This window comes from Exiguobacterium indicum HHS 31 (genome assembly GCF_001939065.1).
In the GTDB taxonomy this organism is placed as follows: domain Bacteria; phylum Bacillota; class Bacilli; order Exiguobacteriales; family Exiguobacteriaceae; genus Exiguobacterium_A; species Exiguobacterium_A indicum.
In genome coordinates this window covers 253,940-277,662 of the sequence record NZ_MPSZ01000002.1, presented here as the reverse complement: position 1 = coordinate 277,662, position 23,723 = coordinate 253,940, and the positions used below count along the sequence as shown (strand labels likewise).

Here is a 23,723-nt window from a genome sequence, read left to right as displayed (position 1 = left end):
AATCCTCCTCATAATGTCGTGCGGACTGACCACAGTTCCGGGAAGAACCGATGGTCGAGCACACGTCGTAGATAACTGACACCAGACGAACCGCCCGTTCCTGGCTTTTGTCCGATGATCCGTTCGACGGTACTCATATGGTTGAAGCGCCACATTTGTTGTTGGCTCCCGATATCGAGTAGTTTTTCACCGAGTTCATACAGATCCCAGTACCGATCGACATCACGATAGACAATTGCCCAGGCTGCTTCGACACTCGCATTCGGCGTCCAGTCTTGCGTAACATCACGCTCAAGGACGGATTCGTCGATCGGTAGCCCATGGCGCGCCATCGCCCGGATCGTTTCGTCGTAGATACTTGGTGTCTTCAAGTCTTCGAGCATCATCGGATAGAGTGTTTCGTCATGCGCATACACTTTTAGCATCTGCTCATTCTTGAAGCCGAGCGCGAATTCGATTTGACGGTTTTGATACGACTGAAAACCGGATGAGTGACCAAGCGCATCACGGAATTCTAGATATTCAGCAGGGGTCAAGGTCGACAAAACATTCCACGATTGAATCAACTGGTGCTGAATCTTTGAAATGCGTGCGAGCATCTTAAACGACGATTCGAGATCATCGTTTGCGACCGCTTGCGTCGCTGCTCGCATCTCATGCAGGATCAGCTTCATCCAGAGTTCGCTCGTTTGATGAATGATGATGAACAGCATCTCGTCATGATGCCCCGATAAGCGATGTTGACTCGTAAGCAATGGATCTAGTTGCAAATAATCCCCGTAGGACATATCTTTTTTAAAATCCGTTTGAATCGATGCTTCAATAGACGTAGGATCTGTCTTTGTCATTCCTATTCATCCCCTTTATCAAGTTAATTCAGTTTTCGTTTTTCAGCGGTCTGTGGTTGTTCCGGATGCGCCCGTTTCCAGAAGAAATAGGCGATCGATAAGAACACTAACCACGGTACACCAAACTTCAAGACGATTTGGAAATCCGTGAACCATGTCGTTAGGACGAGTGCGAATAACAACAATGCACCGAGGGAAGTCAGATACGGATAGCCCATCATCCGAACCGGTAACGTCCGTCCACCTTCACGTTCCCAGGCTTTACGGAAGTACAGATGGGAGATGAAAATCATGAACCATGTGAAAATCGCCCCGAACATCGAAATCCCCATCATGAATGGATAAGAGACGCTCGATTGACTGCTGATGATCGCTGCGAGAAAAATGCCGAGTGTCGATAAGGCGAGTGCGAAGAGCGGTACACCTTTTCGATTCAAGCGCCCAAATACTTTTGGAGCATACGTTGCCTTCGATAACGAATACATCATCCGTGTCGAAGCATAGAGTTGACTATTCATCGCGGATAGCGCCGCTGTCAGGATGATAAAGTTCATGATACCGCCTGCATATGGAATCGATAGCATCTCCATTACTTTAACGAACGGACTTTGATCGACACCGCCTGCTTGTTGCCACGGAACGATCATCAACATCAAAGCAATCGTGATGACATAAAACGTCGAGAGACGGAAGACCGTCGCTTTTAATGCTTTCGGTACGGCGACATCTGGATCCTTCGCTTCACCAGCAGTGACGGCGATCAATTCTGTTCCGAGGAAGCTGAACAGGGAGATGAAGATTGCGATCCAGAGACCTGAGAAGCCGAACGGCATGAAGCCACCGTCATTTGTGAAGTTTTGTGGACCAATCTCAGGACTTGGACTACCGATGACCAAGTAGGCACCAAGCAGGATGAATAGCAAGATGGCACTGATTTTAATGACTGAGAACCAGTATTCGAAGGTCGCGAACGTATTGACTGTCGTGGCATTGATATAGATCAGCGCGGCAGCGAATACGAGAATCCAGACGACCCCGGGAACGTCAGGGAACCAGTATTTCATATAGATAGCGATCGCACTGACCTCAACGCCAATCGCAAGAACGTTTGCGATCCAGTATGAATAGCGGACGAGAAAACCGGCATATGGACTAATGTATCGTTCGGCAATCGTACCGAACGAGCCAGATGTCGGATGGGCGACCGTCATTTCAGCGAGGCAGCCCATTAAAAGTAAGACGATGAAGGCGCCGACTGCGTAACTGATTAAAACGCTCGGTCCGGCAAGCCCGATCGCAAGTCCACTTCCGAGGAAAAGACCGGTACCGATCGCACAGCCCATCGCAATCATCGTGAGTTGGCGTGTCTTGAGTTCACGCCGTAGTTCAGTAGGTTGTTCCATGGTGTACTCCTTAAGCAACGACTTCGCGTTCATTCGCGAAACGTTCGTATTCTTTATCTTTCATGATTCGTTTGAGTGTCGCGACGACGTCATAGACATCGGTAAACGTATTGTAGAGCGCGACGGGTGCTAGACGGACGATGTTTGGCGCCCGGAAATCGGGGATAATCCGATTTTCCTTGAGTGCTTTACAGATCCGTGCTGCTTCCGGGTGCTCGAGGCTGAGATGCGCCCCGCGGCGTTTATCATCGATCGGATTTCCGATGACGAAACCGTACGGTGTGAGTTCCTGCTCGACGAGTTCCATCATGTACTGCGTCAACGCGAGTGATTTTGTCCGAACAGCTTCGATACCGACTTCGTCAAACATCTCTAATGCACCGATTTGTGGAGCGAGACTTAAGACGTGTGGTGTCCCGATTTGGAAGGCACCGGCATGCGCGGCCGGTGTCATCGTATGATCCATATCGAACTGCTTATCCTTCCGTGAACCGAACCAGCCTGTCAGACCAGGCAACGTTCCGAAATGACGTTCGTGGACGAATAATCCACCAACCGTTCCAGGACCGCCGTTCAAGTGCTTGTAATTACACCAGTAGGCAAAGTCGACATCCCAGTCATGGAACGCGTGGGGAACGGCTCCGACGGAATGACAACCATCAAAACCAATCAGGATGCCGCGGTCGTGTGCTGCCTTCGTCAAACGCTCCATATCGAGAATTTGTCCACTTCGATAAAGCACCGCCGGCAAGACGATCAATGCGATATCATCCGTCATCGCGGCGATGATATCATCTTCTTCTAAAAAGCGACCATCCCGACTCGGTACTTGGATGAGGTGTGTCTCAGGATCCAGACCACGTAAGCGAAGTTGGCTTTGAAGGGCATAGATGTCTGACGGGAACGTCAGCGCGTCCGCTAAAATCTTATCTCGACCTTCCGTTGGTTGGAAGAATGTCGCGACGAGTTGATGGAGATTGACGGTCGTCGAACCAGTGACCATGACTTCTTCTGCTTGTGCGCCGACGAGCGGAGCGTTGAGAGCAGCGAGACGTTCCGATAATTCGAACCAAGGATGACGTCCTTTCATCCAGCCATCGATCCCGAGTTCTTTCCAGTCTGATAGCGACTCGAGCAACGTCTTCTCGGCACGCTTCGACAATAAGCCGAGCGAGTTTCCGTCCATATAGATACTACCCGGTTGCAGATAAAACTCATCACGATAGGCGGCGAGTGCATCTTGCTCGTCCCGAGCAGCAGCATCGCTCCGTTTTGCTTGCAGTGTCATACGTCATCCTCCTCAAATGAATGCTCAATCAATTTTGACAAAAGCGTAGCAAACAAATTGACATTGTGTCAATATTATCGAATAGAGAAAACAAAAGGAGTGAAGGACATGTCATCTTCTCAACCAGAAAAAATCGATAAACGTCATCTGCGCACGGTGCGGACACGCGAGAAACTGTTGAGTGCGGCACGTGACGTCTTCTTAGAACAAGGGTTTCAAACGGCAACGATTTCACAAATCATTAAACAAGCTGGCGTCGGCTACGGAACAGCCTATGTCCATTTTGAAGGGAAAGATGAGTTGCTCGTCGTCCTGATGGAAGATGTCATGAGCCGCTTCCACGCGATCGCGGAACGAACATTCGAACCGACGACGCCGCTAGAGGCAAAGGAACGCATCGTGACGCAAGCGACGGATTTCTTACGTCTCGCGGAAGAAGAACGAGCGATGTTACGGGTTGTCGAGCAAGCAATCGGCGTGTCTTACATCGTCCGTGCGAAATGGAAAGCGATTCGGGAACGGTTCATTGATCGGATCAGTCAGGATATCCAGTATGCGCAGGAGACAGGACTTGCGCGGCAGGATGTCGACTCGAAACTCGTCGCCCGTGGTTGGTTCTTTGCGAATGAGATGTATTTATTCGAAGTCGTCCGCGAAGAGGCGACAGCGACGATCGAAGAGATTGCGCACGTCTTAGCGACGATTTATACGCAAGGGCTCTACCGGATCGAGGATTGATGAACGGACGGGAAGGGAACGTTTCGAAGTAGAAGGGAGCGTGACCGGGATGCCGTTTGATTACGATCTCGATTTCAAGACGACGGATTTTCGTAAGGAGCCGGAAAAGTACCGGGTTGGACGCGGGGAGCAAGGGGTCTTACTCGTCGAACCTTACAAAAGTGAGATTTTGCCGCATTGGCGTTTTAAGACGCCGGACATCGCGAAGGAATCGTCTGAGAAAATTTATGAGATGTATTTAGCTTATAAAGAAGACGGAGACTTCGTCGGCATGGATATGGCGCGGAAGTTCATTCAGATGGGACATACGCGCGCACGACGTTACGCGAACTACAAGGGTGGGCGTAAATATAAAGATAAAGAGACCAAAGAATTACACACGCGCGAGATTGACGAAGAAAAAGCAAAATCTGCGGCCATCTTCCAAGAAAAATGGGATTTGATCCGGGCTGATGAAGAATATCTTGAACTTAAACGTGCGCATCAAAAGCAGTACGGATAAGTGATTTCAAAATAAAGGGAATCAATTCAAATCATGCGATACTGAAAAGAAAATGGGAGGTATCGGTATGAACCGTTGGTGGGTTCCACTGTATCCGATTGGTCTGTTTTTACTGGTCGATCACTTTTTCTATAATATTTCAGTGACATGGCTTATCGTGCTTGGTGTCGTGAGCATCCTTTTGAGTGACCGTCCGAAGCGACCATCCTTTTCTTCGTATCGTCCGTTAATGATTGGGACACTTTTAATCGGCTGCGGTCTGATGCCGTGGTTGACGCTAGATTTTACAGGAATCGTCTTCGTTTTCTTGTTAACAGAAATCGTCGCGAAACTGCTTGTGTCAAGAACAGAGGAACAATCCGTATGACGGACGAATATCGTTAAACGAAATAGCCTCGACTGCTCTGTCCGATGGGATGGAGCAATCGAGGCTATTTTTGATTCGTTTAAGAACTTTGTTCGACCTTGGCAATCAATCGTGCTTGACGTTTTTGCCAGATGAATGATCCGATGAACGTCACGACGAGGAAAATCAGACCGAGTGCAAACGGATAGAGAATGTTGACGTCATATAGGACACCCGCAAGCGTCGGTCCGAGCACGTTCCCGATGCTCATGTAGGCGTTGTTCATCCCCATAGCAAAGCCTTGCTCATTACCAGCGAGCTTTGAAATCATCGTATTCAAGACGGGACGTAAAATCGATGTCGCGAGGAAGATGACGAGGGTAATCGCAAAGAATCCACCGTAACTTGATGTCAATAATGACAACAGGAAACCGAGTGCTGCGATGAACAGGAATAGGTTCAAGACCTTTCCTTCTCCGAGACTACGTGACAGCTTATCGACGATGAAGATTTGAGCAATGACGCTGATGATACCGGTCGATGTTACCATGATCGCGATGTCCTTCGGTGAAGCACCGAATTGGTCATCGACGAATAGACCAAGGACTGATTCGTATGCCATGAGACCAAAGCTCATGACGAGTGTAATGACGAGCGGTACGAAGTACGGTTTCTTAAACGACGTGCCGAGTTTTCGAAGCATCGATCCTTCGTCTGGTGCCATCGCTGTTGCATCGTGTTTTTCACTTTCTTGAAGTAACAGGACGCTGAACAAGACGGCTGCACCCGAGACGATCGCTGAGACGAGTAACGGTAATTTTAAGTCGTATTCGGCAAGGAAACCACCGATTCCAGGACCGATGACGATCCCGAGTGACATCGCAGCTGAGACGTAACTGTTTCCTTTTGCGCGTTGATCCATCGTCGTGATGTCCGCGACGTAAGCAAAGATTGCTGGAATTAGGAGTGCAGCACCGGCACCACCAATTGCGCGCGAGATGTAGAGGACCGTGACGGAATTGGAGAAGTAGAAGACAAACATCGAGAGCGTCAAGCCGATCAATCCATAGATGATCATTTTGCGACGACCGTATTGGTCCGCCCATTTTCCGGCAATCGGTGACATGACGAGTTGTGCTCCGGCAAAGATGGCAATCATTAATCCAGCCGCCGTTCCACCCTGTCCAATCGATGCTAAGTAAGCGGGTAGAATCGGAATGATGATCCCGAAGCTCCCGACCGCAATGAACATGTTGATCATGAGGACCGTTAATTTTTTTCGTTGATCCGCGTGCAAGGGGACCCCTTCTTTCGACCCGCTTTCTGTAAGCGGTTATTTGTTTCACCTTCATCATCTTAGATTCAAGCTAAATCACCTGTCAATCATGAAGGGTTTCTCTAACAGAAAAACGTTCCGATTGCGTCTCCGTTTGGGGAGAGAGACGTCATCGGAACGTTTTTCTTTTTGAATTGGGGCTTGATTGGCGCGAGCAGGGGTAGCTCGCAGAATGCGCACCTCTTAAAAGTGCGTCAACTTGTCCTTTGCGGACGTTCTCGGTTTGACAGGTGGAACGATGGCAGGCCAGCCGATTTGAATGACACCGAGAACGCGTTCGTTTTCAGAAGCGTCAACGAGTGAGGCATACTCTGGTGTGAACCAGTGTTTCCCGCTCTTCCAGCAACACCCAAGACCTCGTTCTGTTGCTACTAACTGCAGATTTTGAATCATCGCAGCTGTTGCAAGTGTATCCTCTAGCTGTTGATCTGGTGTCCCTTGGACCTGACAAAGTATCGTTAAATAAACCGGGACTTCCCGTAATTTTTGTTCAGCCTGTTGACGTTGTTCAGACGTTTTCGTCTCGAATTGACCACGCGCCGTCAGTAACTCCATTAAGGCATCGACGTACCGTGTTTGTCCGTCTTCAATTGCAAGAACAAAGCGCCAAGGCTCTCGTAATTTATGATTCGGGGCATAAATCGCCGTGTCGAGTAATGCTTCTACCAATTCGACCGGAACGGGTTGTTCCGTATAAGACCGGATCGACCGGCGCGTTTCAATCACTTGTTGGGCATGCATCCGTTTCATCTCCTCACTGAGTACTTTTTCACTATAAATGATAACGATTATCATTGTCAACGTTATTTATCAGAAAACAAAAAGACGATTCCCGAGAGGAAATCATCTTTCGTTTTCGTATTTAAGAGGCTTTTCGTTCCTCGTCTTGATCTTGAGCAACGGTCGTTAGCTTCTTTTTCATAAGACGAATCCGATATAGGGCAAATAGATAATGAGCGAAATAGATCGTAAAACCAAGAAAAATCGTTAACGCTACATGAATTTGAACGCCAGGAACAGCATGGAGCTGAATGAAGAGCAAGACAGCCATTGCCATCGTATAAAGCACCATTTCCACCGATTGTGGCATGACGCGTTGACGTTTTAAGAAAAAGGAACGTATGAGTGGCAGGATGACGAGACTGACGAGACGATCAACCAGTCCGATGACGAGAACGCTGATCACCATCGCTAAACCATTTTCAAAAGCGATTAACCGTGGGAAGACAAGATAAGTGACGAGTAATAGTGGTCCAACTAATAAAAAGATTGAAATCGAGGCACGTGCGAATACGAAGAGCCCGTTGACACTTGTTAAAAAGGCACGAACGATCTTTTGTGACCAAGGGGATGGTCGACCAACTTGCCAAGCAAAACAACAAGCAAAGATGAACGCATAAAATTGCAGAAAGGCAACCATAAAGCATCTCCTTTAGATATGAAACTCATTGTCCCTAGTGTATCGATTTTAAGGCTGAAGTGCAAAGAAGAACTTTTCGTAAAGTATAAGAAAAGACCAGCTGATAGGACATCAACTGGTCTGTCGTCAATCAATCCAGATTCGGTTCTTTTTTTCCGTGCAAGAAGAAGGACAGAATCAGTGCAAGCGCAGATAAGACGGTCGCAATCCAGAACGCATCGGTGATCCCTTGGATCGTTGCTTGTTTCGTCAGCATCGTAAACCAACTCGTCGAAGCAGCTTGTGAGCTACCAAGCTGTTGACCAAGATCGTTTAAATGTTGCGAAAGCGTCGGGTCGAGCGTCGTGAACTGATTCGCATCGTCTGCCAAGTGAGCCGTCGTTTGACGGGTCATGACAGTGACGAGAATTGCCGTTCCGATGGAGCCGGCGACTTGACGAAGTGTATTCTGGGTCGCGTTTCCGTGCGGGATCATCTTCATCGGTAAAGCGTTCATACCGGCAGTCATGATCGGCATCATGATGAATGCCATACCGAACGATCGAAGCATATAGATACCCATGATGGAATAATACGACGTATCCATGTTCAATTGCGTCAATTCCCATGTCCCGTACGTCATCAACGTCAAACCGAAGATAGCGAGCGGTCGAATACCGAAGCGGTCAAATAAACGACCGGCAATCGGTCCGGTGATCCCCATGATTAGTGATCCGGGCAAAAGGAGAAGACCAGAGTCGACTGGTGAAAAACCACGAATACTTTGAAGGTAAATCGGTAAAAGTAACATCCCGCCGAACAAGGCCATCGTGACGATAACGTTGATGAAGAGGGTGAACGAAAATTCCGGTACCTTCAACACGCGAATGTTCAGCATCGGATCTTCCATCGATAGCTCACGCATCGCAAAAGCTGCAATTCCGATTAAGCCGATGACGATCGTGCTGATGACGATCGGGCTATCCCAGCCGTCATTCCCGGCTTCACTGAATCCGTAAAGGAGACTCCCGAATCCGATCGTACTGAATAAGACGCCCAGTGCGTCAAAAGAAGGTTTCGAGAGTGGCTGCGTCAGGCGGAACCAGGCAGTACCGAGTAACAATGTTACTAATCCAAAGAACGACATCGCATAAAACATGACGTGCCAATCATAGTTTTGGATGACATATCCTGTGATCGTAGGTCCGACAGCAGGAGCGAGAATCATCGCGATTCCGAGCATTCCCATGGCAGCACCGCGTTTATGCGGTGGGAATAACGTCATGAAGACGTTTGATCCGAGTGGCATCAAGATACCAGCCCCCGCTGCCTGAACGACGCGACCGATCATCATGACCGGGAAGTTCATTGCCATCGAACAGATGACCGATCCGAAGAAAAATAGTGTCATCGAAGCGAGGAACAGCTGGCGGAACGTGTAGCTTCGCATCAAAAAGGCACTGATCGGAATCAAAATCCCGTTGACGAGCATGAAGCCCGTCGTCAACCATTGGGCAGTGGACGTCGATACGTTGAAATCATTGATCAGAACCGGTAACGCGACATTGATCAACGTTTGGTTCAAAATAGCAATGAACATACCGATGAGTAAGACCGTCAGTACTTTCGGAATACTGACGTTTTCAGTCGATACCTGTTTTGAAGGTGCTGCGACTGGTGGTGTTACGGTCATCGTCGGTTCCGCCTCAAGGGATTCCTCAAGAGTCGGTCCGTCCGTCGCCAGCGCCGTGTCGGATGAGCGACTTCGACGGGCGATCCAGTTGACGCCGATGATGATCAGAATCGTGAACGCACTGTATCCGAATAAGAAGGTAGTAGACATCAACGTCCCTCCTTAATCCTTATGAATGCGGACGGTCACATTCATACCAGGTCGAATGTCGAGTGATTTTTCTTGCGAGAGTGAGACTTTAACAGGAATGACTTGTGCGACTTTCGTGTAATTCGCGTTTCCGTTTGAAGAAGGCATCATTGAGAACGTGGAAGCCGTCGTCATACCGATTTGCTCGACTTCACCAGAAAGTGTCGTGTCCGGGTAGCTGTCGACGTAAACATCCACTGTTTGTCCGACTTTGATTTCATCGATTTCTGTTTCTTCGATGTTCGCTGTGACCCAAAGGTCGTTTAAGTCAAAACCATATGCGAGAGGTGTACCTGCTGCGACGAAGCCGTTCTTTGTCGCCATCGACTGAACGATCGTTGCTTTTGAGGGCATTGAAACCGAGAGATCCGTCGGTTTTTGTCCGGCTTGTGCCGTCATGACGTGTCCGACTGTTGCGCCACTGGCAAGTGATTCGCCTGTTTTCGCAGACCAGTCTGTTAATTTACCAGCGCTTGGGCTCGCAATCGTTATCATCTTACCGTCGATTTTCGCATTGTCTGTTTTGACATAGCTCGTTGCTTGATCGTAATAGTAGTATCCGACAACACCACCACCGATTAAAACGATGAGTGTCACGATATTGATGATCAATAATTTTTTCATACTCATGGGTGTGTTAGCATCCTTTCTTGTGTACAATCGATTCAAAAAAAGTACTCCTCTGGGGGGAGGAGTAATTAATATAGTTAATTATATGGAACGTTAGCTAACAAACAACCGACAATTTCCGACAAAATGTTGGAAAAATAGATGATAACGGATTCATTAATGAAAAGATGGTGAAAAAGGAGTGAAATATGGATGAATGAGAGCCGTGATCCCCGACCAAAACGGTCACGTGACCGTATTACGATGGAATTATTTCGTTTACTGAAGACGCACAGCTTCTCGAGCATTACTGTCAAAATGTTGACGGATGGAGCAGGTGTGAATCGTTCGACCTTCTACGCACACTATACAGATAAGTATGATTTGCTCGACCAAGTCGTTGAGGAGCAAATGAAAGCACTTGAACAAGCGATTCGGATCACGGGTACAGGAACTGTATTTCCGACAGTCGAGCAGGTGAGTCGCTATTTTGCTCGTTTGTTCATTCATATCGAAGAAAATGAACTATTCTATCAGACGATGCTCGTTCAAGGACCGATCAAAACGTTCATCTCTCGTTTTCTCGATACATTGAAAGAGAATTATCGAATTGTGTTTCGACCGCAAATCACAGAAGAAGCTACGTTCGTCGATCGGGACTTATTATTGAACTATGTCATTGGTGGACAGTTAGGATTGTTGATTTCTTGGTTACGAAACGGTCGACCGTATTCATCAGAATACATGGCAGAACAATTAAGTCGGATGATTGTTTTCGGAACGGTTGAAAGTATCGGTTTTCCTAAAGAGACGGAATGAAGACGTAAAAAAGACACTCCCCTACGGAAGTGTCCAATTAGTTTAAGCTTGTCGGAATGCAAGTTCTTTCGAATAAATCGTACTCCGGTTCCGTCCGCTTTCTTTTGAGTAATACAACGCTTTATCTGCCTGTTGTAATGCTTCAAGTGACGTGTGCGAACCACTAGAATGTGAAATCCCAAGTGAGATCGTGATTTGCAGATCAGGTACATCTGATGTCGGGAACAGGTTACGTGCGACCGTCAACCGAGCTAGTTCTGCTATTTTTTGCGCTTCTTTCGCCGAAGTACTTGGTAAGATGATTAAAAATTCTTCACCACCGTACCGCCCGACGAGGTCGTCTGGACGCGTCAAGGAAGCGAGAGTCATGCCGAGTTGGCGTAACACATCATCGCCCGCATCATGACCATATGTATCATTGACATGCTTGAAGAAATCGATATCGATGAGCACAAGTGAATAGCCTTGATCGGTCGAACCGACAAGTGATAGCGAGTCATCCAGACGACGGCGATTGGCGAGTCCTGTCAAAGCATCTGTCATAGCGAGTTTCTGCTGATACTGGATGTTTTCAAAGTGACGGCGTAATTCCGTCAGTAATCGAAAGGCAACAAAGCCAGCTAATAAATTAAAGAAGACGTACGCAATCGAGATTTTAAAGAATGTCGACCAGCTGTGCGTCAGGATGTAGATGGCGGGTAACGAATAGAGAATACCGACCAACACCATAAGTTGAAAATGACGCATCGAGACATGGACGAATCGACGAATGATCCCAATCGTCGTGATGAATAAGACGATGATCAGCGTAGATAAATAAAATCCTTCCATTTGATCAACTGGTGTTAAAAAGTAACGTGTTCCGATGATCATTGCTCCTGCAACGATGGCGCTTGGGAAACCACCGAACAGCATGGCGATCGCGACGGGAACGATACGTAAATCAACACGGGCGACATCGATTTGGATCCCATTGAACATTAATAAGACCGCAATCAGACCAAAGACTGCTCCGAGTATAAGTCGAATGCTCCATTTGGAGTTCAATGAAATACGCGGTTGATTCCGAAACGGTAAGAACAAGAGAGTAATCGTTGTGAACAGTAGACAAAAGTTAATGATGAATTGATTCATGATGGCCAACAAATCCTCCCAACTCCCCCAGCTAACAGATTTCCATATATATACTTCCAGTATACTCAAGTAGATAACGGTTAGACATAGAGAAATCTTTAGACAAAATAGAAAAAACGGTAGAAAATCTACCGTTTTTAAGAAGATGAAGTAAGAGTATCTTCATCCATCGTCTGTAAAATTTTATCAAAGACACGAATCATCGTTTCGAGCTCTTCTTCCGTCAATGTACCGAAGCGATCTTGTAAATAGTTTTTCCGAACGATTTCGAGATCTCGAAATGCACGTTCCCCGTCCTCCGTCAAAGCGAGGACGATCGAACGACGATCTTCCGTCGAACGTGTCCGTGTGACGTATCCTTGTTTATACAGCTTATCCGTTAAAGCAGTGACTTGACTCGTCGCGAGCTCAAATTGTTCCGCGAGAAGCGTCGGGCGCTGAGGTCCATTTTCAGAAAGGCTTCGTAAGATGAAAAATTCACTCCGGGTCGCCGTTCCTTCAAATAGCCGGTTAAGTTCACGTCGCAGGGTACGAAGAATGACACGCATTTGTTCTTCGAGTCGATAAGTTAGCAAATCACGTTCCTGTGGCATGCAAGCAGCATCCTTTCTCTCAGTGGACTTCTACCATTTAGTGTACTAAACATATCGGATTTTTACCATCTACTACCCCAGATTCGAAAAAGGCAATTGACAATTTCGTGGCGTTTTGTGTAATATGGCGTAGTAATAACTAACTTAATTCAGTTCTCACTCAACCAGTGGGATGGAGGTTGCAGTTCTTAAGAGTACGGTTACGGATGTCGTCAAGCGACAGATGAAGTGACCTGAAAGGAAGAATTGCCGAAATCAATCATCGCTTTGAAGATGATCGATTGGGATTAGATCGAATAGGTCTAATACTGTCACAAGTCGGGTATCACTTACTTGTGGAGAGCTATCTTTCACGACGGTAGAATGAGGCGCATCCATTTTATTATGTTGCGTTCTCATCTTCCATCTGGAAGATGAGGACGCTTTTTGTTTTTTTCATTCAAAAAGTGTCCTCTCAAAAAATCTAAACAGAGAGAAGCGAACGAAATGAACAATCTAGATGTAAAACAAACAACAGATTCGACAGCAGAAGGATTAAAACGTGGATTACAAGCCCGTCATATGTCGATGATCGCCATCGGTGGGGCAATCGGAACAGGACTCTTCATTGCGTCCGGTGCTTCCGTCGCAGCAGCAGGACCAGGTGGGGCGCTCCTATCGTATGCAATCGTTGGTCTGATGGTCTACTTCCTGATGACAAGTCTTGGTGAAATGGCGGCGTACATGCCGGTCGCTGGATCCTTCTCGACATATGGAACGAAATTCGTCGATCCATCATTCGGCTTTGCACTTGGCTGGAACTACTGGTACAACTGGGCAGTCACGATCGCAGTCGAACTCGTCGCAGCACAAATTGTTATGACGTATTGGTTCCCGGACGTTCCTGGATTTTATTTCAGTGCTTTGTTCCTCTTACTCATGATTGGCTTGAACTACTTCTCCGTTAAAGGATTCGGAGAAGCGGAGTATTGGTTCGCCATGATTAAAGTCGTTACCGTTATCGTCTTCTTAGTCGTCGGTGTTGCGATGATTTTCGGTGTCTTTACATCGGAGCCACCGGTTGGATTTAAAAACTTTGCTCTTGGCGATGCGCCGTTCGTCGGTGGGATTCCTGCCGTCATCGGTATCATTCTCGTTGCCGGATTCAGTTTCCAAGGTACAGAACTGGTCGGGATTGCAGCGGGTGAATCGGAAGATCCGAAAAAGAATGTTCCAAAAGCAGTCAAACAAGTCTTCTGGCGCATCTTGCTTTTCTACGTCTTCGCGATTTTCGTCATCGGAATGCTCATTCCGTATACAAGTCCGAACTTGGTTTCGAATGACATTACGGACGTAGCGGTTAGTCCGTTTACGCTCGTCTTTGAAAAAGCAGGTCTTGCGTTCTCAGCAGCACTCATGAACGCCGTCATCTTGACGTCTGTTTTATCTGCCGGAAACTCAGGTATGTATGCTTCGACACGGATGCTGTACACACTGGCGCGTCAAGGGGATGCACCGAAGTTGTTCGCGAAAGTATCGAAAAACGGTGTACCGCGTAACGCTTTGCTTGCAACAGGTGCGGTCGGTGCTCTCTGTTTCTTGACGTCGATGTTTGGTGGACAAGTCTACTTGTGGTTACTCAATGCTTCCGGTATGACAGGCTTCATCGCATGGCTCGGGATTGCGATCAGTCACTATCGTTTCCGTAAAGGATTCCTTGCACAAGGTCACTCGTTGAAAGACTTACCATATGTTGCACCAGCGTTCCCATTCGGTCCGCTGTTCGCCTTCGGTCTTTGTTTCCTCGTCATCGTCGGTCAAAACTATGCCGCATTCCTCGCTGATCAAATTGATTGGGTCGGAATTGCCGCAACGTATGTTGGTATTCCATTATTCCTTGCCTTCTGGTTAGGACATAAATTCAAAAACCGGACGTCAATCGTTCGTTATGACGAGATGGACTTCCCGGAACATCCACGTCAATCTTAATCATTGAGCCACCTTCAAATGAAGGTGGCTTTTTAGATGTCGCTTCAAGTAAGATGAAAGAAAAACAGGAGGCGATCTTCGTGAATTACTGGTACCACTTTAAGCGTGCCTTCTTACCGATCGCATTATTGCTTGTGACGCTAGCCTTATACCAAATGATTTATCGTTTGAATAACATCTGGTATTCGCTTGGAGGACTTCTCCTTGTCTTTGCGGCGATTTACTTCGTCATGCGTCGTCTAAAAGCGAACCCAGAGGATTGAATGAGCAGGAAAGTCGAGTCCATTCTCTGAACGCGGTAAAATAGACACATACAGAGGAGGGGAAGATAGATGGCAAAAGCAATATTTGCAGGTGGTTGTTTCTGGTGCATGGTCAAGCCATTCCATAAATATGATGGGGTAGAGCAGGTCATTTCAGGATATACCGGTGGTCATACAGAGAACCCGACTTATAAAGAGGTCTGTTCGGAAACGACAGGTCACTTGGAGGCGGTTGAAGTCACGTACGATCCGTCCGTCATTACGTACGAAGAATTACTCGATATCTTCTGGCGTCAAATCGATCCGACAGATGGTGGAGGTCAATTCAATGACCGTGGTGAATCATACCAACCGGCTATCTTTTATGTCGATGAAGCACAGTGTGAAGCAGCTGAACGTTCGAAAGCAGCGCTTGACGCATCAGGACGCTTCTCGCGTCCAGTCGCGGTAGAGATTCGTCCAGAAAAGCCGTTTTGGCCAGCCGAAGAATATCACCAAGATTATTATAAAAAGAATCCGTTCCGTTATCAGATGTATAGTGTCGGCTCAGGTCGCGCGAAATTCATCAAAGAAGCGTGGAAGGACCACGGTAAGGAAAAAGAATTGAAAGAGCGTCTGACACCAATTCAGTATAAAGTCACACAAGAGAACGGGACAGAACCCGCTTTCCGTAACGAATACTGGGATGAAGAACGTCCAGGACTGTACGTCGATATCGTCGATGGTACACCACTCTTCACATCAAAAGATAAGTTCCAGTCAAACTGCGGTTGGCCGAGCTTCGCTAAACCCATCTCAGAAGACAAGATGGAAGTCGAACTCGATACGAGTCACGGGATGACGCGGACGGAAGTGCGTTCTGCGAATGCGGATAGTCACCTCGGTCATATCTTCGATGATGGTCCGACAGAACTTGGTGGTCTTCGCTATTGTATCAACTCAGCAGCATTACGATTTATTCCACTTGAAGAGCTTGATTCGGCAGGATATGGGGAATATAAAAAACATTTCGAGTAACATGTAAGGAGCAGTCAAACGATTTCGTTTTGACTGCTCTTTTTTTCAAATGGAAGGGAGAGAATCGAATGTTTCGACCTGTATATGAAGAGATTCGACAAATGACGATTGCGAAGGTGCTTGATTTCTACGATCACGAAATCCGTCAGCTCGATGAGCAAGCACGTCAGGAAAAGTACGACAAGATGAGCTTGAGTCCGTTTCGCTTTTTCCGTGGGAGTTCGCATCTGTTTTATTATGACGTGACGCGAATCCCCCTTGGTTTTGATACGCCTCTTGATAAACCGACGTGGATTCAGGGAGATCTTCATTTTGAGAATTTCGGTGTCCATGGCAATGCGAAGGGAGATATCATCTACGACGTCAATGACTTTGATGAAGGGTACTTAGGATCTTATCTATACGATTTGATTCGCATGGCGGTCTCCGTCCGGTTGTTCGCTGAAGAGGCAGGATACAATCCGACTCCTGCGATTCGAAATTATGTCCTGGAATACTTACACGATTTAAAAAAGTACGCTCTCGGAAAAGATCCGAGTGATGTCTGTTTTACGCGGGATAATACGAAAGGACCAATCAAGAAGTTGATCAAAAAAGCAGAAAAGAAACGTGAGGAATTAATGGGGGAGCGGACGGAACTGGTGGATGGCGTGAGACGTTTTTGTACATTACCGGATATGGCAGCGGTAGATGACGCGACACGATCAGCAATCGAGTCTGCTTGGTCCTCCTATATCGAGACGATTGATGCCGAGGATCGTCGTGACGAATCGTTCTATACGATTAAGGATATCGTGCGGAAGCTAGACAGTGGAACGGCATCGATTGGTCTTGAGCGCTATTACATTCTGATTGAGGGCGAAGGCGGAGAAGAAGATTTGATTCTTGAGATGAAACAAGCGCAAACGTCCGTCCCTTCGTTATTCCTGCCCGTTTATCGCCCGGAAACAGAAGCTGTCCATCAAGGTCGACGGGTCATCACGTCCCAAAAAGCGATGCAGGCACATGAAGATCCATATCTTGGTTATCTGACGATTGAAAAAAAGGAATATTATGTACGTGAGCGCTCGCCATATAAGAAAAAACTAAAAGCAAAGCATATCAAAAGTCAGGAAGACCTTGAGAACGTGTTGTGTATTCAAGGTCAAATTACCGCGAAAATCCATGCGCGGGCGGATCAGGACGCCGGGATTAAAGAAAAAATTTTGACACATCATGCGGATGTTGAAATCATCCAAGCCATTGGTGTTTCGGACACCGCTTTTTTAGAGCAAATCGAGCGTTGGTCAGAAGCCTACGTGACACGAACAAAGCTGGATTACCAAGTGTTTTTAGAGTGGATGAAGACCCGAAAAACAATTTAAAAACCTAATAAACAGAGGCTTATTAGATGGGTGTGTAACATGTGTTACATATCCATCTTTTTTGTACAGATTTTTTTGTTTAACGAATGAAAGCGTTCAACAAAATAGAAATAGGTATAATGACCTATATCAATTTATCAGAAAACTTCGTAAATTTTTGATTAAGTTCTTACGGACGACTCGCTCCGTAGGACAAATCAAAAGAGGCATAGGGGGAAGTACATCATGAGCTTGACGCGGAAAAAAGATGTTTCCGCTATGATTGCTGCAAGTAAACGAAACAGTGGACTTGCTCGAAATCTTGGCGCGATGGATTTAACGTTTTTAGGAATTGGCGCCATCATCGGAACCGGAATCTTCGTTTTGACGGGAACAGGAGCATTGACTGCAGGACCAGGACTTATCGTATCATTCATTCTATCTGCCATCGCCTGTGGTCTAGCTGCTCTTGCTTACGCTGAATTCGCATCAACGATTCCGGTCAGTGGATCCGTCTATACGTACACGTATGCGACAATGGGTGAGATCTTCGCTTGGATCATCGGTTGGAACTTGATCCTCGAATATGGACTCGCCTCGAGTGCCGTTGCAGCTGGATGGTCTGGATACTTCCAGTCCTTACTTGCAGGATTCAACATCCATGTGCCAACAGCCTTATCAGCAGCTCCTGGAGCAGTCGAAGGAGCCAAGACATACTTCAACCTTCCAGCATTCTTAATCCTCTTTGCCATTACGGCATTGTTGTCGATGGGAATCAAGGAAACGAAGCGTGTCAACAACATCATGGTCGTCATCAAGGTCGCAGTCGTCATTCTCTTCATCGTTGTTGGTGTCGGCTACGTTGAGCCATCGAACTGGACACCGTTCACACCATTTGGTTGGGGAGGCGTCTTCTCGGGTGCCGCAATCGTCTTCTTCGCGTACATCGGCTTTGATGCCGTCACATCAGCAGCTGAAGAAGTCCGCGATCCGCAAAAAAACTTGCCACGCGGGATCATCGGTTCACTCGCTGTTTGTACAGTCCTTTACGTCATCGTCGCAGCCATCATGACGGGTATCGTACCGTACCAACAATTTGCTGGTGTCGATCATCCAGTCTCACTTGCGATTCAAATGGCCGGTCAAAGCTGGGTAGCTGGATTCATCGATCTCGGTGCGATCCTCGGGATCACAACAGTCATTCTCGTCATGACTTACGGAATGGTGCGTCTTGCATTCGCCATCTCGCGTGACGGAATGTTCCCGAAAGTGTTCTCTGAAGTGCATCCGAAGTACCAAACACCATTCAAGGCGACTTGGATGATCGGACTGGGTAGCTCACTCGTTGCTGGATTCGTTCCGCTCGATGTCATCGCAAACCTCGTCAACATGGGTACACTCGCAGCATTCGTCTTGATCTCTGTTGCTGTCTTGATTCTTCGTAAGACACAGCCTGATCTCCCACGTGCGTTCAAATGTCCAGGTATGCCATATGTGCCGATCGCAGCAATCGCTGCATGTCTTTTCTTGATGTTCAACTTGAAACTCGAGACATGGATTGCTTTTGGAATCTGGCTTGCTATTGGTTTAGTCCTTTACTTTACGTTTGCACGTAAGAGTTCGAATTTACACCCAGGCAACATGCCGGCAGCGGAACTCGCTGCTTCGAAAGAAGAACAGTAACATGCAAGAAGACCCGGTCGCCTGAAGGCGATCGGGTCTTCTGATGTTATGAAAGTGGAACAGGTCCTTTGACGCGGACCGCATCAAATTCACGACGAATGCTTTCATTGGCTCTCGCTTCATCTTCTGCCGACCAGCCGAGTTCGCTACGCATCAAGGCGAGAACACCATCTGCGTACTGTTCAGCGTGAGGGAAATCAAAGAAGACGGCCGAGGCACGACGGTTCAAGAAGTCGCCGGGTTGCATGACGAGCTCAGCTTCTAATCCATATAGAAGGGCGCCGAACCAGTGTAACGGTAATTGATAACGAGCCGCCTCGTCACCACGTGTCCGAATCAATTCGTAGACACGTTCGACATTCGTACCGTAACGTTGGATGAGCCATGTCGCCTCATTCGGTGACAATCCGAGTGCTTCTCCTTTTGGTTGTTGTTCTTTCAAGTAGCGGGCAAATCCTTTACTTCCTTGTGGATGACCACCACCAAGCAAGATATCGTGCGTACGGGAAGCGAGGTAAATCCGATTTTCTTCTGTCTTGAATTGGTCTGCGACCATATCGATAATTCGTTCTGCCATCTTCCGGTACCCGGTCAACTTCCCACCAGCGATTGACATCAGACCGGATTTCGAGACGAAGATTTCATCTTTTCGAGACAGTTCACTCGGGTCCTTTCCATCTTCATGAATGAGTGGGCGTAGTCCAGACCATGTCGATTCGACGTGTTCAGGTCGTAACTCGACGTTGAACATTTGATTCGTCGCCTCTAGGATATAATCCTGATCCTCGACAGTGACACCCGGCTCAAGAATATCTCCTTTATAGTTCGTGTCAGTTGTTCCGACATAGGTTTTCCCTTCGCGTGGAATCGCAAAAATCATCCGACCATCTGGAACGTCGAAATAAACAGCCTGTTGGAGTGGGAAATGCGCTTGATCGATGACGAGATGAATCCCTTTCGTCAGGTGGAGCGATTTCCCAGCTTTCGAACCATCTTTTTCACGTAGTTCGTCGACCCACGGACCGGTTGCATTGATGATTTTCTTCGCCCGAATCGTATACGTTTTGTCACTTAAGACGTCACGGACTTCGACACCGACAACTTTTCCATTGTGGTAGACGAGCGATTCAGCCTTCGTATAGTTGACGGCACGTCCACCGTAACCAACGGCTGCCTTTAAGACTTCGACTGTCAATCGGGCATCATCCGTTTTATATTCGACATAACGACCACCACCGACTAAATGTTCCGAACGTAATAGTGGCTCGTAACGTAATGTTTCTTCTTTACTGAGCATCGTCCGGCGTTCATTGCGTTTGACGCCTGCGAGCTGGTCATAGACGCGTAAGCCGATCGATGTCGAGAAGCTGCCGAACGTTCCGCCTTCGACGAGTGGAAGCATCATCCACTCCGGCGTCGTCACGTGTGGGGCGTTCTCATACACGATGGCACGTTCTTTTCCGACTTCGGCAACAAGTTTGATTTCGAACTGCTTCAGATAACGCAATCCACCATGGACAAGTTTCGTCGATCGGCTCGATGTCCCTTCGGCGAAGTCCTGCATCTCGATCAATCCTGTCCGCATGCCTCGACTTTGTGCGTCAAGTAAAATACCGGCTCCCGTGATACCGCCCCCGATGACGAGCACGTCTAAAAGTTCTTGTCCCATCTCTTCTAACCAAGCTGTCCGTTCCGTACTTGAAAACATCTTGTCTTCCCCCTGTTCGTCTGAATGGATAGTTAGTCTACTTCTATCCATGTACCCGATTTTGCACTCTTTTGAGCACGATCAATGATTTTCATGACGAGTTCAGCCTGTTTCGGAGAAACAGGTGGTGTTGTTCGCTGTCGAATGGCTGGGGCGAGATCTGTATAATAATCCCCAAATTGCCCGGAGACAAAAGGAAAGTCTTCAAGGGGACCGTTTGCTTCAGCCAATTGATACGTCGCTCGTTTCGTATCGACTTCATCGACGAAATAGCTAGCCTTTGTCCCGTGTACCATTAGCGAAGGACCAACAGCCGGAACGATGGAACCGATGTGCAAAATAGCGCGTCGCGTGCCGAATGCTAAAATCAAATGTGTATAGTCATCAACGATCCCACCTTGCCGTTGGATCGTTTGATCACAAAAGACGCGATCTGGTACTGCATTGAAGGCGACGAGTACTTGATCGATCAAGTGTGATCCAAGATCGTACAAGAGACCAGCACCGGGTACGTCCTGTTCGCGCCAACGATCCTCAACGTCTGGACGATAGCGATCATAATGCGCTTCGAACGTTTGGAGCGTGCCGATACGTCCGGATTCGAGTAAGGTCATCAGCGTTCGAAAGTCCTTCGTATACCGACGATTATGATAAACTGTCAGTAACCGATCGTGTACACGTGCTAGTTCCGTCAACGTTTCGGCTTCTTCAAGCGTGACAGTGAACGGTTTCTCGACGAGTACATCACAGCCCGATAGCAAAGCGAGGCGCGCAAGTGGATAATGTAGCTCATTTGCTGTCGCGATGACGACTAAATCGATTTGTTCTTTAGCGAGCAGGGCTTCAAGTGTCGAATAAACAGGTAGCGTCGCGTCATAAGCAGCGACTGCTTCCGGACGACTCGACTGAACAGCGACTAACTGATAATCAGGTGCGTGTAAATAAGGAGCATGTAAATGTTCACCGGCAATACCAAAACCAACTAAAGCGGTACGAATCATGGAAAACACATCCTTTTCAAGTTCATACCCTCAATCTACCATAAGGAGGAATACAAGATGATTACGGAACAACACATCATCGAAAAGATGCGTCAAGCGATGCAACGCATTGAGCAAACGACAGGAGCCGCGCAGAAAGAGCAGATTGCAGCAATGAAAACGTACTGTGAACTATTACTTGAATCTGAGGCGACATCAAGTTCAACGATATCGCTACCTACGTCAACACCAACAGTCGATCCGATGTTAGCGCGTTTCATGGGTGTTTCGCAGGAGAAAGAAGAAAAAGGCACTTCATTGCTCGATTTTTGAATGAAATGACGCGATTCAGGGAATAACCATCACAGTTGAAATGAGAAGGGGAGATACGTCATGAAAACAGTAATCGTCATCGGAGCAGGGCCAGGAAACGGATATGAAATCAGTAAACGATTCGGAAAAGAAGGCTTTCAAGTCGTTTGTGCGGCGCGGACGCAAGAAACACTCGCAGCCGTCATCACGGAACTAAAAGAAGCGGGTGTGGAAGCGGTTGGAGTGGAATGTGATGCTTCTCGAAAAGCCGATATCGCATCACTCATCGAATGGACAGAGGAGCAATACGGACAAGTCGATGTCTTAGTCTACAATGCTTCGATTTTACATCAAGCGTCTGTCCTCGAAGTTTCGGCAGAACAGATTACGAAAGAGTTCGAAATCGACGTACTCGGTGCACTGCATGCCGCACAACTCGTTGCTCCGTCGATGCAGGAACGGAAAGACGGCGTTATCCTGATTACTGGAGGCGGCGCTGCGATGCAAGCGATCAAATCGTTACCAGGGCTTTCAATCGGGAAGGCAGGCGTTCGCCAAGTGACGCATATGTTACATGATACGTTGAAGGAAGACGGTGTCTACGTCGGAACTGTCACGATTGCCGGGGAAGTGAAGCGTGGAACGGCACTTGATCCGAAAAATGTAGCGGAAGCGTTCTATCAACTTTATACTAACCGAAATGAAGTTGAAACGGTTCTTTCAGCAGACTAACGAATAAACAAGATAGCGTATGCGGGTTCGGGCTTTGACCGAATCCGCATTTTCATGGAAAGGAGCGAAACAGAAGTGAGACGATATGCAATGATGAGTCTACTTTTTTTATTCGTTCTCATCGGTTGTGCACCAGAAGAAACCGATTTGCTTGGCATCAAGCAACCGGACGACGAAAAAATCACGAAGGCGACGGTCGAACGCGTCATCGATGGGGATACGTTAAAAGTGAAGTTGGCGGATGGGAAAACGGAGGACGTTCGTCTACTCCTTGTCGATACACCAGAAACCGTCAAACCGGATACACCGGTTCAACCGTATGGAACGGAAGCTTCAGCGTTTACGAAAGAGACCTTACCGAGCGGGACAGCAATTCGGTTGGAGCGTGATCATTCCCGGACCGATCGATACGGAAGATTACTCGCATACGTCTGGTACGGCGATAAGATGTTGAATCAGGAGTTACTTCGAAAAGGACTCGCACGTGTAGCGTTCGTCTATGAGCCGGACACACGTTATGTCGATATGTTCGAACAGATCGAACAGGAAGCCAAGCAGGCGAAGAAAAAGATTTGGGAGCACGATGGCTACGTCACGAATCGTGGCTTCGACGCTCAAGCGATTACAGAAACGAAATCCTGCGAAATCAAAGGCAACATCAATCGGTCGGGTAAAAAAATCTACCATGTACCGGGAGGTCAGTCCTACGATGAAGTGAAGCCAGAGCAACGGTTCTGTACGGAAAAAGAAGCAGAAGAAGCTGGATTCGTCCGCGCTGCACGCTAATGAATGCAAACAAAAAGCCATCGAAATCGATGGC

The 23,723-nt window shown here is 47.5% G+C and carries 24 protein-coding genes and 1 riboswitch; of the genes, 12 read left to right on the top strand and 12 right to left on the bottom strand.

From position 1 onward, the window contains the following. Positions 1 to 8: 8 nt before the first annotated feature. From kynA to kynU, 3 genes are read right to left on the bottom strand one after another with little or no spacing between them, the layout of a single operon-like run. Positions 9 to 848 (bottom strand): tryptophan 2,3-dioxygenase, encoded by an 840-nt coding sequence (gene kynA / locus N179_RS09710; protein WP_075642791.1) that lies wholly within the window; start codon positions 846 to 848, stop codon positions 9 to 11. A 23-nt stretch (positions 849 to 871) separates the two neighbouring features. Then, complete coding sequence (locus N179_RS09705; RefSeq protein WP_023466718.1) at positions 872 to 2,251, bottom strand: amino acid permease; 1,380 nt, start codon at positions 2,249 to 2,251, stop codon at positions 872 to 874. Between the two features lie 10 nt (positions 2,252 to 2,261). After that, positions 2,262 to 3,539 carry a kynureninase gene (kynU, locus tag N179_RS09700; RefSeq protein WP_075642790.1) on the bottom strand — a complete coding sequence of 426 codons (1,278 nt, stop codon included), beginning with the start codon at positions 3,537 to 3,539 and terminating at the stop codon, positions 2,262 to 2,264. Between the two features lie 108 nt (positions 3,540 to 3,647). Here kynU and N179_RS09695 point away from each other — a divergent pair, with 108 nt between their 5' ends. The 3 genes from N179_RS09695 (at position 3,648) to N179_RS09685 (ending at position 5,146) form a co-directional block, all read left to right on the top strand. Further along, positions 3,648 to 4,277, top strand: a complete 630-nt coding sequence (locus N179_RS09695; protein WP_075642789.1) for a TetR/AcrR family transcriptional regulator — start codon at positions 3,648 to 3,650, stop codon at positions 4,275 to 4,277. 49 nt (positions 4,278 to 4,326) lie between these two features. Then, entirely contained in the window at positions 4,327 to 4,779 is a 453-nt protein-coding gene (locus N179_RS09690; protein ID WP_075642788.1) for a DUF4385 domain-containing protein, read from the top strand. Positions 4,780 to 4,846: 67 nt separating this feature from the next. After that, on the top strand, positions 4,847 to 5,146 hold the full coding sequence (locus N179_RS09685) for a hypothetical protein (protein WP_075642787.1): 300 nt from the start codon (positions 4,847 to 4,849) through the stop codon (positions 5,144 to 5,146). A gap of 79 nt (positions 5,147 to 5,225) precedes the next feature. Here N179_RS09685 and N179_RS09680 read toward each other — a convergent pair whose 3' ends face one another. The 5 genes from N179_RS09680 to N179_RS09660 all read right to left on the bottom strand — a co-directional run bounded on the left by N179_RS09680 (position 5,226) and on the right by N179_RS09660 (position 10,372). Then, positions 5,226 to 6,422, bottom strand: coding sequence for an MFS transporter (locus tag N179_RS09680; RefSeq protein WP_058265446.1), 1,197 nt, complete (start codon positions 6,420 to 6,422; stop codon positions 5,226 to 5,228). Between the two features lie 222 nt (positions 6,423 to 6,644). After that, positions 6,645 to 7,202 carry a nitroreductase family protein gene (locus N179_RS09675; protein WP_075642786.1) on the bottom strand — a complete coding sequence of 186 codons (558 nt, stop codon included), beginning with the start codon at positions 7,200 to 7,202 and terminating at the stop codon, positions 6,645 to 6,647. Between the two features lie 121 nt (positions 7,203 to 7,323). Further along, the gene (locus N179_RS09670; protein WP_058265448.1) at positions 7,324 to 7,881 is read right to left on the bottom strand and encodes a hypothetical protein; all 558 of its coding nucleotides are present in this window, start codon (positions 7,879 to 7,881) and stop codon (positions 7,324 to 7,326) included. 130 nt (positions 7,882 to 8,011) lie between these two features. Beyond that, complete coding sequence (locus N179_RS09665; RefSeq protein ID WP_058265449.1) at positions 8,012 to 9,703, bottom strand: DHA2 family efflux MFS transporter permease subunit; 1,692 nt, start codon at positions 9,701 to 9,703, stop codon at positions 8,012 to 8,014. Positions 9,704 to 9,715: 12 nt separating this feature from the next. Next, entirely contained in the window at positions 9,716 to 10,372 is a 657-nt protein-coding gene (locus tag N179_RS09660; RefSeq protein ID WP_075642785.1) for an HlyD family secretion protein, read from the bottom strand. Between the two features lie 192 nt (positions 10,373 to 10,564). On the opposite strand from N179_RS09660, the gene N179_RS09655 reads away from it, so the two are divergent. Beyond that, on the top strand, positions 10,565 to 11,170 hold the full coding sequence (locus N179_RS09655; RefSeq protein WP_055969891.1) for a TetR/AcrR family transcriptional regulator: 606 nt from the start codon (positions 10,565 to 10,567) through the stop codon (positions 11,168 to 11,170). 42 nt (positions 11,171 to 11,212) lie between these two features. On the opposite strand, the gene N179_RS09650 is transcribed toward N179_RS09655, so the two are convergent. Both N179_RS09650 and N179_RS09645 read right to left on the bottom strand, forming a co-directional pair. After that, on the bottom strand, positions 11,213 to 12,304 hold the full coding sequence (locus N179_RS09650; RefSeq protein ID WP_244150225.1) for a diguanylate cyclase: 1,092 nt from the start codon (positions 12,302 to 12,304) through the stop codon (positions 11,213 to 11,215). A 137-nt stretch (positions 12,305 to 12,441) separates the two neighbouring features. Further along, positions 12,442 to 12,897 (bottom strand): MarR family winged helix-turn-helix transcriptional regulator, encoded by a 456-nt coding sequence (locus N179_RS09645; protein ID WP_023466733.1) that lies wholly within the window; start codon positions 12,895 to 12,897, stop codon positions 12,442 to 12,444. Positions 12,898 to 13,062: 165 nt separating this feature from the next. Beyond that, positions 13,063 to 13,251: riboswitch (Lysine riboswitch) on the top strand. Between the two features lie 132 nt (positions 13,252 to 13,383). On the opposite strand from N179_RS09645, the gene N179_RS09640 reads away from it, so the two are divergent. The 5 genes from N179_RS09640 (at position 13,384) to bcaP (ending at position 19,171) form a co-directional block, all read left to right on the top strand. Then, positions 13,384 to 14,865, top strand: coding sequence for an amino acid permease (locus tag N179_RS09640; protein ID WP_023466735.1), 1,482 nt, complete (start codon positions 13,384 to 13,386; stop codon positions 14,863 to 14,865). An 80-nt stretch (positions 14,866 to 14,945) separates the two neighbouring features. After that, complete coding sequence (locus tag N179_RS09635; protein WP_035399267.1) at positions 14,946 to 15,128, top strand: hypothetical protein; 183 nt, start codon at positions 14,946 to 14,948, stop codon at positions 15,126 to 15,128. A 69-nt stretch (positions 15,129 to 15,197) separates the two neighbouring features. Further along, positions 15,198 to 16,145 (top strand): peptide-methionine (S)-S-oxide reductase MsrA, encoded by a 948-nt coding sequence (gene msrA / locus N179_RS09630; RefSeq protein WP_075642782.1) that lies wholly within the window; start codon positions 15,198 to 15,200, stop codon positions 16,143 to 16,145. A 68-nt stretch (positions 16,146 to 16,213) separates the two neighbouring features. Next, positions 16,214 to 17,509, top strand: a complete 1,296-nt coding sequence (locus N179_RS09625) for a DUF2252 domain-containing protein (RefSeq protein WP_075642781.1) — start codon at positions 16,214 to 16,216, stop codon at positions 17,507 to 17,509. A 225-nt stretch (positions 17,510 to 17,734) separates the two neighbouring features. Next, positions 17,735 to 19,171: a branched-chain amino acid transporter BcaP gene (gene bcaP / locus N179_RS09620; RefSeq protein WP_047391976.1), complete on the top strand. Its 1,437-nt coding sequence runs from the start codon at positions 17,735 to 17,737 to the stop codon at positions 19,169 to 19,171. Between the two features lie 46 nt (positions 19,172 to 19,217). On the opposite strand, the gene N179_RS09615 is transcribed toward bcaP, so the two are convergent. After that, complete coding sequence (locus tag N179_RS09615) at positions 19,218 to 20,879, bottom strand: glycerol-3-phosphate dehydrogenase/oxidase (RefSeq protein WP_058265456.1); 1,662 nt, start codon at positions 20,877 to 20,879, stop codon at positions 19,218 to 19,220. A gap of 32 nt (positions 20,880 to 20,911) precedes the next feature. Next, positions 20,912 to 21,880, bottom strand: coding sequence for a Gfo/Idh/MocA family oxidoreductase (locus N179_RS09610; RefSeq protein WP_058714048.1), 969 nt, complete (start codon positions 21,878 to 21,880; stop codon positions 20,912 to 20,914). A 57-nt stretch (positions 21,881 to 21,937) separates the two neighbouring features. Between N179_RS09610 and N179_RS09605 the strand changes: the two genes are divergently transcribed. From N179_RS09605 to N179_RS09595, 3 genes are all read left to right on the top strand, one after another. Beyond that, positions 21,938 to 22,192, top strand: a complete 255-nt coding sequence (locus N179_RS09605; protein WP_075642780.1) for a DUF5327 family protein — start codon at positions 21,938 to 21,940, stop codon at positions 22,190 to 22,192. Positions 22,193 to 22,252: 60 nt separating this feature from the next. Then, positions 22,253 to 22,903: an SDR family NAD(P)-dependent oxidoreductase gene (locus N179_RS09600; protein ID WP_023466746.1), complete on the top strand. Its 651-nt coding sequence runs from the start codon at positions 22,253 to 22,255 to the stop codon at positions 22,901 to 22,903. A gap of 75 nt (positions 22,904 to 22,978) precedes the next feature. Next, positions 22,979 to 23,689 carry a thermonuclease family protein gene (locus N179_RS09595; protein WP_244150224.1) on the top strand — a complete coding sequence of 237 codons (711 nt, stop codon included), beginning with the start codon at positions 22,979 to 22,981 and terminating at the stop codon, positions 23,687 to 23,689. The last annotated feature ends 34 nt before the right edge of the window (positions 23,690 to 23,723 follow it).

Coding starts and splice junctions, on each gene's coding strand:
- N179_RS09615 (WP_058265456.1), bottom strand. CDS start 20,879: ATGTTTTCAAGTACGGAACGGACAGCTTGGTTAGAAGAGATGGGACAA.
- N179_RS09655 (WP_055969891.1), top strand. CDS start 10,565: ATGAATGAGAGCCGTGATCCCCGACCAAAACGGTCACGTGACCGTATT.
- N179_RS09670 (WP_058265448.1), bottom strand. CDS start 7,881: ATGGTTGCCTTTCTGCAATTTTATGCGTTCATCTTTGCTTGTTGTTTT.
- msrA (WP_075642782.1), top strand. CDS start 15,198: ATGGCAAAAGCAATATTTGCAGGTGGTTGTTTCTGGTGCATGGTCAAG.
- N179_RS09610 (WP_058714048.1), bottom strand. CDS start 21,880: ATGATTCGTACCGCTTTAGTTGGTTTTGGTATTGCCGGTGAACATTTA.
- N179_RS09705 (WP_023466718.1), bottom strand. CDS start 2,251: ATGGAACAACCTACTGAACTACGGCGTGAACTCAAGACACGCCAACTC.
- N179_RS09625 (WP_075642781.1), top strand. CDS start 16,214: ATGTTTCGACCTGTATATGAAGAGATTCGACAAATGACGATTGCGAAG.
- N179_RS09605 (WP_075642780.1), top strand. CDS start 21,938: ATGATTACGGAACAACACATCATCGAAAAGATGCGTCAAGCGATGCAA.
- N179_RS09685 (WP_075642787.1), top strand. CDS start 4,847: ATGAACCGTTGGTGGGTTCCACTGTATCCGATTGGTCTGTTTTTACTG.
- N179_RS09645 (WP_023466733.1), bottom strand. CDS start 12,897: ATGCCACAGGAACGTGATTTGCTAACTTATCGACTCGAAGAACAAATG.
- N179_RS09650 (WP_244150225.1), bottom strand. CDS start 12,304: ATGAATCAATTCATCATTAACTTTTGTCTACTGTTCACAACGATTACT.
- N179_RS09640 (WP_023466735.1), top strand. CDS start 13,384: ATGAACAATCTAGATGTAAAACAAACAACAGATTCGACAGCAGAAGGA.
- N179_RS09660 (WP_075642785.1), bottom strand. CDS start 10,372: ATGAGTATGAAAAAATTATTGATCATCAATATCGTGACACTCATCGTT.
- N179_RS09695 (WP_075642789.1), top strand. CDS start 3,648: ATGTCATCTTCTCAACCAGAAAAAATCGATAAACGTCATCTGCGCACG.
- kynA (WP_075642791.1), bottom strand. CDS start 848: ATGACAAAGACAGATCCTACGTCTATTGAAGCATCGATTCAAACGGAT.
- N179_RS09665 (WP_058265449.1), bottom strand. CDS start 9,703: ATGTCTACTACCTTCTTATTCGGATACAGTGCGTTCACGATTCTGATC.
- bcaP (WP_047391976.1), top strand. CDS start 17,735: ATGAGCTTGACGCGGAAAAAAGATGTTTCCGCTATGATTGCTGCAAGT.
- N179_RS09675 (WP_075642786.1), bottom strand. CDS start 7,202: ATGCATGCCCAACAAGTGATTGAAACGCGCCGGTCGATCCGGTCTTAT.
- N179_RS09600 (WP_023466746.1), top strand. CDS start 22,253: ATGAAAACAGTAATCGTCATCGGAGCAGGGCCAGGAAACGGATATGAA.
- kynU (WP_075642790.1), bottom strand. CDS start 3,539: ATGACACTGCAAGCAAAACGGAGCGATGCTGCTGCTCGGGACGAGCAA.
- N179_RS09690 (WP_075642788.1), top strand. CDS start 4,327: ATGCCGTTTGATTACGATCTCGATTTCAAGACGACGGATTTTCGTAAG.